Source organism: Actinophytocola gossypii (assembly GCF_025165815.1).
In the GTDB taxonomy this organism is placed as follows: Bacteria; Actinomycetota; Actinomycetes; order Mycobacteriales; family Pseudonocardiaceae; genus Actinophytocola; species Actinophytocola gossypii.
In genome coordinates, this window is the sequence record NZ_JAFFZE010000009.1 from 467,769 (window position 1) to 481,519 (window position 13,751).

Sequence of the window (13,751 nt, forward strand, 5' to 3'; positions counted from 1 at the left end):
CCCGGGAGCTGATGGCGTGGACACCTATCTCCAGTTCATCGTGCTGGGGCTCGGCCTCGGTGCGGTCTACATCGGACTCACCACCGGTCTGGTGCTGGTCTACCGAGCGACCGGAATCATCAACTTCGCCCAGGGCGCCATGGCGATGTGGGGCGCCTACGTCTTCGCGCAGCTGCGCATCGACGGGACGCTGGTGCTGCCGATCGGGCGGATCACCTTCGGCGCGAAACCGGTGATCCTGGTCGCCGCGCTGATCGGCGTGCTGATGAGCGTGCTGCTCGGGATCGTCGCGCACTACCTGGTGTTCCGGCCGGTGCGGCACGCACCGGTACTGGCCCAGGTGGTGGTCTCGGTGGCGCTGATGCTGACCCTGCAGGCGCTGGTGGTCATCCGGTTCGGTCCGAACAGCATCGTGGTCGACTCGCTGGTGCCGGCCGGCACGGTCACCCTGTTCGGCGTCGAGGTGTCCAGCCGTGAGCTGATCATGACCGCGGTGATGATCGCGCTCGCCGCGCTGGTCTGGGCGTACCTGCGGTTCACCAGGGCCGGCGTGGCGACCAGGGCCGCCTCGGAGAACGAGCGCGGCGCGATGCTGATGGGCTTCGCACCGGACCGGCTGGCCGGCGTGGCGATGGTGCTGGCGTCCGCGGTCGGCACCGTCGGCGTGCTGCTCGGTTCCAGCCTGACCGGGCTCAACCCGGCCAACTACACGCTGCTCGTGGTGCCGGCGCTGGCCGTGCTGCTGGTGGCCAGGATGGAGTCGATCGGCGTCGTCGTGGCCGCCTCGCTCGTGCTCGGCGCGTTCCAGTCGGTGGTCAACCTGCTGGTGAGCAAGCCGTGGTGGCCACAGTGGGCGCAGTCCGGGGTGGACCAGGTGATCCCGTTCGTCGTGGTCATGGTGATCCTGTTCCTGTTCGGCAGGCGGCTGCCCTCGCGCGGCACGCTGCAAACCGTGCGGCTGCCGGACGTGCACGTGCCGAGGATCCGTCCGGTGCCGGCGCTCGTGCTGGTCGCCGCCGCGGTCGCGGTGCTCGCGCTGACCCAGGACACCTACCGGTTCGGCGTCACCTACTCGATCATCCTGATGCTGGTCGCGTTGTCCTACGTGATCGTCACCGGCTACCTGGGACAGATCTCGCTCGCCCAGACCTCGTTCGCCGGCGCGGCCGGGTTCACCCTGTCCAAGGTGACCACGAACTGGGACATGCCGTTCCCGCTGGCGATCCTGTTCTGCTCGCTGGTCGCCGCACTGCTCGGCATGATCGTCGCGCTGCCCGCGTTCCGCATCCGGGGCGCGCAGCTCGCGATCGTGACCATCGCCGCGGCGCTCGCGATCGAGCGGTTCGTGTTCAACAACTACGCGCTCACCCCGCCGTCCGGGAACCCGATCGCCAACCCGTCGCTGTTCGGCCTGAACGTCGGGGTGCGGGAGGGCAGCGACCTGAGCCGGATGGCGTTCTCGCTCACCGTGCTGGTCGTCGCGGTGCTCGTGGTGCTCGCGTTCGTCCGGCTCGCGTCCGGCACCACCGGCCGGATGTTCCTCGCGGTCCGGGCCAACGAGCGCGCGGCCGCGTCGGTGGGCATCGACGTGCGCACGGCGAAGGTCATCGGCTTCGGCCTGTCCGCGTTCGTCGCCGGCATGGCCGGCTGTCTGATCGGCTACAGCGCCGGGCAGCTGTCCGCGGAGTCGTTCACCGTGTTCGTCGGCCTGCAGATCCTCGCGGTCGCCTACCTCGGCGGCATCACCTCGTTCGGCGGCGCGGTGATCGCCGGGATCATCGGCCCGCTCGGGATCATCTACGTGGTGCTGCACGAGGTGTTCGACATGGGCGACTACTACGCGCTGATCTCCGGCATCGCGCTGATCGCCACCGCGATCCTCAACCCGGTCGGCATCGCGGGGGAGACCCGCAGGCAGATCGCCTGGCTGCGGGGAAAGCTGCGCGCCCGGCCCGCCGACCCACCGCCCGTTCCCGACCGGAAGGTCCTGTCCGATGTCAGCTGAACAGCACGGCCTGCGCACCTCCGAACTGTCGGTGCGCTACGGCGGCCTGGTCGCCAACGACCGGGTGGAACTGCGCGTCGAGCCCGGCGAGATCGTCGGCCTGATCGGCCCGAACGGCGCCGGCAAGACCACGTTCGTCGACGCCGTCACCGGCTTCACCACCGCCGAGGGCGAGGTGTTCCTCGGCGGGCAGCGGATCGACGGCCTGCCCCCGCACCAGCGCCGCCGGCGCGGCCTGTCCCGCACCTGGCAGGCAGGCGAGCTGTTCGGCAACCTGACCGTCGCGCAGAACATCGAGGTGGCCGTCGCGCACGGCGGGTTCGGCGCGATCGTCCGCGACCTGTTCGGCCGGCGCCGGGCGTCGCTGGGCGAGACGGTGACGGCCGCGCTGCGCACGGTCGGGCTGGACGGCATCGAGGACACCGTCACCCGCGACCTGTCGCTCGGCCAGCAGAAGCTCGTCGGCGTCGCCCGCGCGCTGGCCGGCAACGGCCAGGTGGTGCTGCTCGACGAGCCCGCCGCCGGCCTCGACAGCCAGGAGAGCCTCGAGTTCGCCGAGCGGGTACGCGGCATCGCCCGAGGCGGGCCCGGGGTGCTGCTCATCGACCACGACATGTCGCTGGTGCTCGGGGTGTGCGACCGGATCTACGTGATGGAGTTCGGCAAGGTGATCTTCACCGGCACCCCGGCCCAGGCCCGCACCGACTCGCGTGTCATCGCCGCCTACCTCGGCGTCCCCATGGAGTCAGCCCATGCCTGAGCAGCTGCTGTCCGCCGAGGGCCTCACCGCCGGCTACAACGGCGTGCCCGCGATCCGCGACCTGGACCTGTCCGTCGGCGCCGGCGAGGTCGTCTCGCTGCTCGGCCCGAACGGCTCCGGGAAGACCACCACGCTGCTCGCGCTGGTCGGCCTGCTGCCGGCGATGGCCGGCACGGTCACCGCGCTCGGCGAGCCCGTCCCGACCAGACGCCCGCACCTGCTTGCCCGGCGCGGCGTGCGGCTGGTGCCCGACGACCGGGGCATCTACTTCGGACTGTCCGTGCGCGAGCACCTGCGGCTCGCCCGGCGCCGCCCCGACCCGGCCCGCACCGCCGCCGTGCTCGACCGGTTCCCAGCGCTCGCCGGGCTGCAGTCCCGCAAGGTCGGCCTGCTCTCCGGCGGCGAGCAGCAGATGCTGGCCATCGCGACCGCCCTGCTCGGCGGACCGAAGGTGCTGATGGTCGACGAGATGAGCCTCGGTCTCGCGCCCAAGATCGTGCAGGAGATGCTGCCCGCCATCCGCGAGCTGGCCAGGGACGAGGGCATCGCGGTCCTGCTCGTCGAACAGCACGTCGAGCTGGCCCTGGCCGTGTCGGACCGGGCCGTCGTGCTCAACCACGGCCGTGCCGTGCTCGCCGGTACCGCCACCTACCTGCTCGCCGGCCGCGACCGCCTGGAGTCCGCGTACTTCGGTGCCGACGAGTTCGCCGCCACCCAGGGAGCCTGATGACCTACCGCCCGATGCTCCAGCTCGGTGACCACCTGCGGCTGTCCGCGCACCGGTTCCCCGACCGGCCGTGCTTCGTGCGCGGCGACGGCTCCGCGCAGACCTTCGCCGAGACCAACTCCCGGGTCAACCGGCTCGCACACGCCCTCGCCGCGCACGGGATCGGGAAGGCCGATCGCATCGCGATCCTCGCCGTGGACAGCATCGGGTACTACGAGGTGATCCACGCCGGCATGAAGCTCGGCGCCACCTACGTCCCGCTGAACAACCGGCTCGCCGAGCAGGAGGTGGAGACCCTGCTCCGCCGCGCAGGCCCGGTCGCGTTGTTCGTCAGCTCCCGCTACGCCGCCACCGCCCGCGCGGTCGCCGGCCGGATCGGCGGCGTGCGGCTGCTGGTGAACCTCGACGAGCCCGACTACGAGGCGCTCGTCGCGTCCGGGGCGGACGTCGAGCCGGACGTGCGGGTGCTCGACACCGACATCCTCGGGCTCGCGTTCACCTCCGGCACCACCGGGTTGCCCAAGGGCGTGCTGCAACCCCAGGGCATGCTCAAGGCGCTGGTGGCGATGGAGTCCGTCGAGTACGAGATGCGGCCGGGCGAGTTCCGCTACACCGCGTCGCCCGCGTTCCACATCGCCGGCCAGGCGATGATCTTCCTGCACGTCGCCCGCGGGTTCCCCACCCTGATCCTGCCGCAGTTCGACGACCGCACCACGCTGCGCTGGATGCGCGAGGGCGGGCTGACCGGGTGCTTCCTGGTGCCCACCATGATCCGCAGACTGCTGGACCTGCCGGAGGCCCGCGAGTCCACCTACCCGCTGCTGCGCACGATCATCTACGGCGGCGAGCCGATGAGCGCGGGTCTGCTGCGCGAGGCGATGGACGTGTTCGGCTGCGGGTTCATCAACGCGTTCGGCGCGGCCACCGAGGGCGGCCTGCAGGGTGTTCTGTCCACAGTGGACCACGAGCGGGCGGCGGCCGGGGAGACCCACCTGCTCGGCTCGATCGGCCTGCCGCCCACCGGGGTCGAGGTGCGGATCGTCGACGAGGACGACCGGGAGGTCCCGCCCGGCGTGGTCGGCGAGGTGATCTCGCGCAGCGACGCGGTGATGGCCGGCTACCTGGAGATGCCGGCGGAGACCGAGCGGGCGCTGCGCGGCGGCTGGTTCCGCGGCGGCGACCTGGCCTACCGCGACGAGCAGGGCTACCTGTACGTCGCCGGCCGCGCCACCGACATGATCATCCGGGGCGGCGAGAACGTGTACCCGGTCGAGATCGAGACCGTGCTCGCCCGGCTTCCCGGTGTCGTGCAGGCCGCGGTCGTCGGCAAGCCGGACGAGCGGTGGGGCGAGGTCGTGGTCGCGGTGCTCACCCTGGCCGACGGCGCGGTCCTCACCACCGACGAGGTGCGCGCGCACTGCCGCGCGCACCTGGCCGCCTACAAGGTGCCGGAGCTGGTCCGGTTCGTCGACGCGATGCCGCTCAACGCCAGCGGCAAGATCCTCAAGCGGGAACTGCGCCGGGACCTGGCCACCGTCTGACCCGGTTCAGCCGTGCCCGGCCGCCGGGTCGGTGCGCGCGGGCCGGGAGACGCTGCGCTTGAGCGAGCTGTCCGCGTCCAGGCCGGCGTCCTCGTCGACGCTCACGCCGAGCCGTTCCACCAGCTCTCCGCCCTGCCAGGCGGTCACGCCGGAGACCGCCAGCGCGGCGAGCGCGATGACGAACGAGGTCACGGTCGGCTCCCAGGACACCCGGTCCAGCCGCAGCAGCCAGCTCACCGCGAACAGCACGAGCACGACCATGTTGCCCAGCCCGTGCACCAGGCCGATGCGCTTGGCCCTGGTCCCTGCGGGGATGGAGAACCAGTCGACCCAGCCGAACAGCGCCGCGACCAGGGCACCGATCACGCCGGCCGCGGTCGTGTACGCGCCGGCCACGGCGAAGTTCGCCGAGTCGCTCAGCAGGTGGATGGCGTCGAACACCACGGCCGTCACGAACAGGCCGAGTGGGAAGACGATGAGCATGGGGTGGACGGCATGCCCGGCGAACCGGGCGCGGCTGCGCATGATGAGCCTCCCTGACGGACCGGGTCGACACCCGAGTAGCCGAACCGGCGACCCGCGAAACCTTGCGGAACTGTCAGGTTTTCCCGCTCCGACGTCGGAAACCCGCCCCTCGGCTGCGCGTCACCGAAGGCGGGAGGGAACCACGTGGGCACGACACTCGAACGGGACCTCCTGGCCGAGGTCGGTGGCGAGGTCCGGTTCGACTCCGGCACCCGCGCCGCGTACTCCACCGCGGCGTCCAACTACCGCCAGGTGCCCATCGGCATGGTCGCGCCGAGAACCGTCGACGACGCGGTGGCCGCGATCGACGTGTGCCGACGCCACGAGGTGCCGGTGCTGTCCCGGGGCGGCGGCACCAGCCTCGCCGGCCAGTGCTGCAACACCGCCGTCGTGCTCGACTGGAGCAAGTTCTGCCACCGCGTCGAGTCGGTCGACCGGGAGCGCCGGACCGCCGTGGTCGAACCGGGCATCGCGCTCGACGTGCTCAACGCCCAGCTCGCCGAACACGGCCTGCGCGTCGGCCCGAAGCCGTCCACGCACGTCAGCTGCACGATCGGCGGCATGATCGGGAACAACTCCTGCGGCGCGTCCGCCCAGGCCTACGGCAAGATGGTCGACTCGGTGCGGCGCTTGGAGGTGCTCACCTACGACGGGGTGCGGATGTGGGTCGGCGAGACCGACGACGAGGAGTACCGCTCGATCCTCGCCGCGGGCGGCCGCCGCGCCGAGCTGTACCGGGGCCTGCGGCTGCTGCGCGACCGGCACCGTGTCGGCATCCGCACCCAGTACCCGGACATCCCGCGGCGCGTGTCCGGCTACAACCTCGACTCGCTGCTGGACGAGAACCACTTCCACGTCGCCCGGGCCCTCGTCGGCAGCGAGAGCACGCTGGTCACCGTGCTGCGCGCGGAGCTCGACCTGGCGCCGACGCCCGGCGCGGACACCCTGGTCGTGCTCGGCTTCCCCGACGTGACGGTCGCCGCCGACGCCGTGCCCCGGGTCAACCCGCACGAGCCGACCGCGCTGGAGGGGCTCGACCACCGGCTCATCGAGCTGGAGCACAGCCGCGCGCTCGCCGAGCAGGCCGCCCAGCACCTGCCGGCGGGCTCCGGCTGGCTGATGGTCCAGTTCTCCGGCGACGACCAGGACGCCGCCGACGCGAAGGCCCGCGCGCTGATCGACGACCTCGGCGACTCGGTGAGTGCGTCGTTCGTGCACGACCCGCACGAGGAGAAGCAGATGTGGGCGGCGCGCGAGGCCGGTCTCGGCGCCACCGCCTACCCGCCGGACGGGCCGGAGACCCACGAGGGCTGGGAGGACGCCGCGGTGCCGCCAGAACGGCTCGGCGACTACCTGCGCCGACGTGCTGGACGCCGGCTGCTGCGGGCTGGCGGGCAACTTCGGCTTCGAGCGCGGGCACTACGAGGTGTCCATGGCGTGCGCGGAGGACAAGCTGCTCCCGGCCGTCCGTGACGCCGACCCGGACACGCTCGTGCTCGCCGACGGCTTCAGCTGCCGCACCCAGATCGAGCACGCCGAGCCCGACCGGCGCCCGGTGCACCTGGCCGAGCTGCTCGCGTCGGGCCTGCGCGACCGCGCTCCGGCCGCCGACCGGCCCGCCCGGCCGGGCCGCGCCGCCCGTGTTCTCGCGCTGCTCACCGCCGCGGCGCCGGCCGTGCTGGCCGGTGTGCTCGCCCGGCGCCGGGCGAGGTTTCCCGGCGCGCGCACCGGGCACGCCTGAACCGAGCCCAGCCGGGAAGGAGAGCGCCATGGCCGCGTGCACGATGCTCACCGACGGACCGCCGAGGGTGTTCGCGGTGGTGCTGGACGAGTCGGACTCGGTGACCGAGGCGCTCACCGCGTTCGCCGCCGACAACGACGTGCGCGCCGCCGGCCTCACCGCGATCGGCGCGTTCCGCACCGCCACCCTCGGCTTCTTCGACCTCGACGCGAAGGAGTACCTGCACCTCCCGGTCGACGAGCAGGCCGAGGTGCTGTCGCTGGTCGGCGACATCGGCCGGGACGACCAGGACGACGTCGCCCTGCACGTGCACGCGGTGCTCGGCCTGCGCGACGGCACCACCCGCGGCGGCCACCTGCTGAACGCCACGGTCCGCCCGACCCTCGAGGTGATGGTCACGGAGTCACCGGCCCACCTGCGCCGGCGCTACCGCCCCGACATCGGCCTGGCCCTCATCGACCTGCCGTCCAGCAAGGGCGGCGACCTCTTCGACGACGGCGAACCACTACGGCACGGCCTCGCCCCGTGACCCACATCGGACAGGGAGAACATTCATGACCGAGACCGTTGGCGACCACCTCGTCGGCCGGCTGCGTGACTGGGGGGTCGAGCAGGTGTTCGGCTACGCGGGCGACGGCATCAACGGGATCCTGGCGTCGCTGGGGAAGTCCGGGAACAAGCCGCGTTTCGTCCAGGCCAGGCACGAGGAGATGGCCGCGTTCGAGGCCGTCGGCTATGCGAAGTTCGCCGGGAAGGTGGGGGTCTGCCTCGCCACCTCCGGCCCGGGCGCGATCCACCTGCTCAACGGCCTCTACGACGCCAAGCTCGACCACGTTCCGGTGGTGGCGATCGTCGGCCAGACCGCGCGCAGCGCGATGGGCGGCAGCTATCAGCAGGAGGTCGACCTGCAGAGCCTGTTCAAGGACGTCGCCAGCGAGTACCTGGTCGAGGTGAACGTCGCCGAGCAGCTGCCGAACGCGCTCGACCGCGCGATCCGCACCGCCGAGGCCTCCCGGGCGCCGACCGCCCTGATCATCCCCGGCGACCTGCAGGAGGAGGCGTACACCGCGCCGAAGCACGCGTTCAAGCAGGTCCCGTCGAGCGCGCCGAGCCACGTCAACGCCCGGGTGGTGCCGGACGAGGCGGAGCTGCGGCGGGCCGCCGACGTGCTCAACGCGGGGGAGCGGACCGCGATCCTGGTCGGCCAGGGCGCGCGCGGCGCCGCCGACGAGGTCCGCGAGGTCGCCGAGCTGACCGGTGCCGGTGTGGCGAAGGCGTTGCTGGGCAAGGACGTCCTGCCCGACGACCTGCCGTGGGTGACCGGCTCGATCGGCCTGCTCGGCACCCGGCCGAGCTACGAGCTGATGCGCGACTGCGACACGTTGCTCATCGTCGGCTCGAACTTCCCGTACACCCAGTTCATGCCGGAGTTCGACCAGGCCCGCGCGGTGCAGATCGACATCGACGGCGGCCTGATCGGCATGCGGTACCCGACCGAGGTCAACCTGGTCGGCGACTCGGCCCGCACGCTGCGGGCGCTGCTGCCGATGCTGCACCGCACCGAGGACCGGTCCTGGCGCGAGACGGTGGAGAAGAACGTCGCCGGCTGGTGGGAGACGATGGAACGGCAGTCGATGCTCGACGCCGACCCGGTCAACCCGATGCGGGTGGTGTGGGAGCTGTCGCCGCGCATCCCCGAGGACGCGATCGTCACCGCCGACTCCGGCTCGTCGACCAACTGGTACGCACGGCTGCTGAAGATGCGTGGCCGGATGCGCGGCTCGCTGTCCGGCACGCTCGCGACCATGGGCTCCGGCGTGCCGTACGCGATCGGCGCCAAGTTCGCCCACCCGGACCGCCCGGTCGTGGCCCTGGTCGGCGACGGCGCGATGCAGATGAACGGGCTCGCCGAGCTGATGACGATCGCCAAGTACCGGGACCTGTGGTCGGACCCGAGGTGCGTGGTGTGCGTGTTCCACAACAACGACCTGAACCAGGTCACCTGGGAGCTGCGGGCGATGGGCGGCGCCCCCAAGTTCGAGGAGTCCCAGGTCATCCCGGACATCGACTACGCGGCGGTGGCCAGGGGCTTCGGCCTGGACGGCATCTCGGTCGACACCCCGGACGGGGTAGGGCCCGCGTGGGACCGCGCACTGTCGGCCGACCGCCCGGTGCTGCTCGACGTGCGCTGCGACCCGGAGATGCCGCCGATCCCGCCGCACGCCACGTTCGAGCAGGCGAAGTCCGCGGCCGAGGCCGTGGTGAAGGGCGACCCGAACGCGTGGCACCTGATCGTGCAGGGCATCAAGACCAAGGCGCAGGAGTTCCTGCCGAGCCGCTGAGGGAGGATCGTTGGCCGACGAGCCACCCGTCTCGGCGGTGACCGCGACCGCGTACCGCGTACCCACCGCGGGCCCCGAGGCCGACGGCACCCTGAGCTGGGACGCGACCACGATCGTGCTGGTGCACGCCGAGGCCGGCGGCGTCACCGGCCTCGGCTGGACCTATGTGGACGCGTCGGCCGTCGAGGTGGTCGACGGCCTGCTCGCACCCGTCGTGACCGGACGGTCGGCCGCCGACGTCCCGGCCCGCTGGCTCGACATGCGGCGCCGGGTGCGCAACGCCGGACGCCCCGGCCTGGTGTCGTGCGCGATGTCCGCGGTGGACCTCGCACTGTGGGACCTCGCCGCGCGGCTGTCCGACCTGTCACTGGCCCGGCTGCTCGGCCGGGTGCACGAGTCGGTGCCGCTGTACGGCAGCGGCGGCTTCACCACGTACACGCAGTCCGAGCTGACCGAACAGCTCGACGCCTGGGTGCACGGCCGGGGCATCCCCCGCGTGAAGATCAAGATCGGCGAGTCGTGGGGCACCGAGGTCGAGCGCGACCTGGCCCGGGTCCGGCACGCCAGGGACGTGATCGGCCCCGAGGCGGACCTCTACGTCGACGCCAACGGCGCCTACTCCGTCGGCCAGGCCCGCCGCGTCGGTGCCCTGCTGGCCGCCGCCGACGTGCACTGGTTCGAGGAACCGGTCTCCAGCGACGACCTGCCTGGCCTGCGTCGCGTCCGCTCGGCCACCCCGGCCGACGTCACCGCCGGCGAGTACGGCTACGACCTGGCGTACTTCACCCGCATGATCGACGCCGAAGCGGTTGACTGCGTACAGGTCGACGTCACCCGCTGTGGCGCCGTGACCGAGTGGGCGCGGATCGCCGCCCTGGCCGCCGCGCACAACCTCGAGGTGTCCGCGCACTGCGCGCCGAACGTGTCCGCGCACGCCGCCGTGGCCACCCAGAACATCCGCCACCTGGAGTGGTTCGCCGACCACGACCGCATCGAGTCCGCCTTCTTCGACGGCGCCCTCGACCCGGCCGGCGGCACGGTCACCCCGTCGACGTCGGCCCCGGGCCACGGCCTGACCCTCCGCACCGACACCGCCGAGAAAGTACCGCGTCCGCTAACGCCGATAGGCATCGGCCTCGGCGCCCAACACGTCCAGCAGGGCCAGTGCCTCGGTGTCCGGGGATCCCGTCGGTGCGCTGTAGAGCACGAGGTGCTGGTCGCGGTCGGTGAGCGTGAGCTGGTCGCAGTCGACGGTGAGCTCGCCGACGACCGGGTGCCGGAAGGTCTTGGTCAGCACCGGCGCGACCCGCACGTCGTGCCGCTCCCAGAGCCGGGCGAACTCGGCGCTGCCGGCGCGCAACTCGTCGACCAGGGTGGTCACCGCCGGGTCGGACGGGTACCGGGCGAGGGTGGAGCGCAGCTCCGTCACGACGTTGTGCCGGAACTCGGCGGCGTCGGAGATCCCGTACAGCGTCGCGCCGGGATGCGCGGGTCCGAGGAACGCCCGGCGCGCGAGATTGCGGTCGTGCGGGTCGAGCGCGCCGAAGTCCTCCAGGAGCGCGGCCGCGAGGCCGTTCCAGGCGAGTACCTCGAACGCGGCGGAGACCACGATCGCGGCCGTCCTCGGCAGCCGCTCGATGAGCGCGAGGATGCTCGGGCGCACGTCCCGCCGGTGCGTCCAGACCCGGCTCGGCACGGTACCCGCGAGGACGTGGGCGTGGCGGGACTCGGCTTCGGTGAGCCGTAGCGCGCCCGCGATCCCGGCGAGCACCTCGGCCGACGGCCGCGGCGCCCTGCCCTGCTCGAGCCGGACGTAGTACTCGGTGGAGATGTGCGCGAGGACCGCGACCTCCTCGCGCCGAAGACCCGGTGTCCGGCGCCGAGGGCCCGACGGGAGGCCGACGTCCTCCGGCCGGAGCCGCTCGCGACGGCTGCGGAGGAACGCCCCGAGCTCCTGCTTGTCCATACCCCGAGTCTGCACCCGGCGCGGCGACCGAGCCTGGTACAGCCTGTGCCTGCCTCCGCCCGGCGCCCGGGCCGACGCTGTCCCCATGACGAACAACAGCACCAGCGCACCGGTCGGCCTGCTCACCGGCAAGGTCGTGCTCATCACCGGCGCCAGCCGCGGCATCGGCGCGGCCGCGGCCCGGCTCTTCGCCAGGGAAGGCGCGGCCGTCGTGCTCGCCGCCCGCGGCACCGACGCCCTCCGGCGGATCGTCGCCGAGATCCGCGCCGACGGCGGCGTCGCCGACGCGGTGACCGTGGACCTCGCCGACCGGGCGAGCATCCGCGCCGCCGTCGACCGCGTCGGGGAACTGCACGGCCGGCTCGACGGCGCGTTCAACAACGGCGCGACGGTCCAGCGGCCCGGCCCGCTCGACACGACGAGCGACGAGGACGTCGAGGAGCAGTTCGCGGTGAGCTTCCGCGCGCACTGGACCGCGATGACGGCCGAGGCCGAGCTCATGCGCCGGGGCGAGGGCGGGGCCATCGTCAACACCTCCAGCATCGGCAGCCGCCGCGCCAACCCGGAACTCCCCGCGTACGGCGCCATGAAGCGCGCGCTGGACAGCATCACCGAATCCGCCGCCGTGACCTGGGCTCGGCAGCGGATCCGGGTGAACGGCATCACCCCCGGCGGCACCGCGACGAAGATGATCGACGACTGGGAAGCCGCGTCGCCGGGCGTCATCGAGCGCATCAACGCGGTCACGCCACTCGGGCGCATGGCCGAGCCCCGCGAGGTGGCCGAGGTGGCCGCGTGGCTGCTCAGCGACCGGGCGTCGATGGTGACCGGCGCGATCGTGCCGGTCGACGGCGGCGCGGGCGCCTGAAAAGGTTGTCTTCCACCGCCGCTGATCCGTTAGGAAGGTGACATGCCTGCTTTCCCACCCACCGCGGCCGTCACCCTGCCCGAGGACGGCGCCTCCGGCGCGCTCGTCGGCCGCGTCTGGCGGCCCGACCTCGGCGGCCCGTCCGTGGTCGCCGTCCGCCCTGACGGCGTCCACGACGTGACCGCGACGTTCCCGACCGTCCGCGACCTCTGCGAGACCCCCGACCCCGCCACCGCCCTCCGCGCCGCCACCGGCGACGTGGTCGGCGACCTCGACACCCTCCTGGCCAACACCCCCGCCGAGCACCGCGATCCCGCGCGCCCCTGGCTGCTCGCCCCCGTCGACCTCCAGGTCGTCAAGGCCGCCGGTGTCACGTTCGCCGTCTCCATGCTGGAACGCGTCATCGAGGAACGCACCCGCGGCGACGCCGCCGGTGCCGCGTCCGTCCGTGCCGAGATCAAGGCACTGTTGGGCGACGACAGCACGCTCGCCGACCTGCGTCCCGGCTCCCCGGAAGCGGCCGAGGTCAAGCGCGTGCTGTCCGAGCGCGGAGTATGGAGCCAGTACCTCGAGGTCGGCATCGGCCCCGACGCGGAGATCTTCACCAAATCGCCGGTCCTGTCCGCCGTGGGCACCGCGACGGATGCCGGCGTGCACCCGGACTCCCGATGGAACAACCCCGAGCCCGAGGTCGTACTGGCCGTGTCGTCCGCCGGCCGGATCGTCGGCGCGGCCCTCGGCAACGACGTGAACCTGCGCGACATCGAAGGCCGCTCGGCCCTGCTGCTGCCGAAAGCCAAGGACAACAACGCCTCCGCCGCGATAGGCCCGTTCCTCCGCCTCCTCGACCCCGACTTCGTCCTGGACGACCTCCGTTCCGCCGTCGTCACCCTCACCGTCGACGGCACCGACGGCCACCACGTCGACGGCACGTCCTCCATGCACGAGATCAGCCGCGACCCCGAGGACCTGGTGTCCCAGCTGGTGAACCCCACGCATCAGTACCCCGACGGTGCTGTGCTCTACCTGGGCACCATGTACGCCCCCGTCGACGACCGCGACGCACCAGGCCAGGGCTTCACCCACCACCCCGACGACATCGTCGCGATCTCCACGCCGCGCCTGGGCACCCTGGTCAACCGCATCCGCCCGAGCGACACCTGCGAACCGTGGACCTTCGGCACCGCCGACCTGTTCCGAAATCTGGCCGCCCGAGGCGTCCTGTAACGCGCGCCTCGGTGATCGCGATGAGCCGGTTGACCCCGTAGGCGCCGGC

Annotated in this window: 11 protein-coding genes and 2 pseudogenes; 11 read left to right on the forward strand and 2 right to left on the reverse strand. The window is 72.4% G+C overall.

Translation table 11 applies throughout. The features are described from left to right. Positions 1-16: 16 nt before the first annotated feature. From JT362_RS10555 to JT362_RS10570, 4 genes are read left to right on the forward strand one after another with little or no spacing between them, the layout of a single operon-like run. Entirely contained in the window at positions 17-2,005 is a 1,989-nt protein-coding gene (locus JT362_RS10555; RefSeq protein WP_260190910.1) for an ABC transporter permease, read from the forward strand. Beyond that, positions 1,995-2,765 (forward strand): ABC transporter ATP-binding protein, encoded by a 771-nt coding sequence (locus JT362_RS10560; RefSeq protein ID WP_260190911.1) that lies wholly within the window; start codon positions 1,995-1,997, stop codon positions 2,763-2,765. The genes JT362_RS10555 and JT362_RS10560 overlap by 11 nt, the downstream gene beginning before the upstream one ends. Further along, positions 2,758-3,492 (forward strand): ABC transporter ATP-binding protein, encoded by a 735-nt coding sequence (locus tag JT362_RS10565; RefSeq protein WP_260190912.1) that lies wholly within the window; start codon positions 2,758-2,760, stop codon positions 3,490-3,492. Before JT362_RS10560 ends, JT362_RS10565 begins: the two co-directional genes overlap by 8 nt. Next, entirely contained in the window at positions 3,492-5,033 is a 1,542-nt protein-coding gene (locus JT362_RS10570) for a class I adenylate-forming enzyme family protein (RefSeq protein WP_260190913.1), read from the forward strand. The genes JT362_RS10565 and JT362_RS10570 overlap by 1 nt, the downstream gene beginning before the upstream one ends. Positions 5,034-5,039: 6 nt before the next feature. On the opposite strand, the gene JT362_RS10575 is transcribed toward JT362_RS10570, so the two are convergent. Then, positions 5,040-5,558: a DUF2231 domain-containing protein gene (locus tag JT362_RS10575; protein WP_260190914.1), complete on the reverse strand. Its 519-nt coding sequence runs from the start codon at positions 5,556-5,558 to the stop codon at positions 5,040-5,042. A 264-nt stretch (positions 5,559-5,822) separates the two neighbouring features. Between JT362_RS10575 and JT362_RS10580 the strand changes: the two genes are divergently transcribed. The 5 genes and pseudogenes from JT362_RS10580 to JT362_RS10600 form a co-directional block, all read left to right on the forward strand. Then, on the forward strand, positions 5,823-7,031 hold the full coding sequence (locus JT362_RS10580; protein ID WP_375546477.1) for an FAD-binding oxidoreductase: 1,209 nt from the start codon (positions 5,823-5,825) through the stop codon (positions 7,029-7,031). Next, a pseudogene (locus tag JT362_RS35575) lies at positions 6,925-7,146 on the forward strand (hypothetical protein); the annotation flags it as partial. The gene JT362_RS10580 and the pseudogene JT362_RS35575, both read left to right, overlap by 107 nt. Before the next feature lie 181 nt (positions 7,147-7,327). Next, positions 7,328-7,828: a PPC domain-containing DNA-binding protein gene (locus tag JT362_RS10590; protein WP_260190917.1), complete on the forward strand. Its 501-nt coding sequence runs from the start codon at positions 7,328-7,330 to the stop codon at positions 7,826-7,828. 25 nt (positions 7,829-7,853) lie between these two features. Beyond that, a complete protein-coding gene (locus tag JT362_RS10595) occupies positions 7,854-9,641 on the forward strand; it encodes a thiamine pyrophosphate-requiring protein (RefSeq protein ID WP_260190918.1) in 1,788 nt (595 codons plus the stop codon). A 121-nt stretch (positions 9,642-9,762) separates the two neighbouring features. Next, positions 9,763-10,671 (forward strand): annotated as a pseudogene (locus JT362_RS10600) (enolase C-terminal domain-like protein); the annotation flags it as partial. An 84-nt stretch (positions 10,672-10,755) separates the two neighbouring features. Here the strand turns inward: JT362_RS10600 and JT362_RS10605 are convergent. Continuing rightward, on the reverse strand, positions 10,756-11,607 hold the full coding sequence (locus JT362_RS10605) for a helix-turn-helix transcriptional regulator (protein ID WP_260191047.1): 852 nt from the start codon (positions 11,605-11,607) through the stop codon (positions 10,756-10,758). Between the two features lie 85 nt (positions 11,608-11,692). On the opposite strand from JT362_RS10605, the gene JT362_RS10610 reads away from it, so the two are divergent. Together JT362_RS10610 and JT362_RS10615 are read left to right on the forward strand one after the other, a co-directional pair. Next, positions 11,693-12,475 carry an SDR family NAD(P)-dependent oxidoreductase gene (locus JT362_RS10610; RefSeq protein WP_260190919.1) on the forward strand — a complete coding sequence of 261 codons (783 nt, stop codon included), beginning with the start codon at positions 11,693-11,695 and terminating at the stop codon, positions 12,473-12,475. A gap of 42 nt (positions 12,476-12,517) precedes the next feature. Further along, positions 12,518-13,702 (forward strand): fumarylacetoacetate hydrolase family protein, encoded by a 1,185-nt coding sequence (locus tag JT362_RS10615; protein WP_260190920.1) that lies wholly within the window; start codon positions 12,518-12,520, stop codon positions 13,700-13,702. The last annotated feature ends 49 nt before the right edge of the window (positions 13,703-13,751 follow it).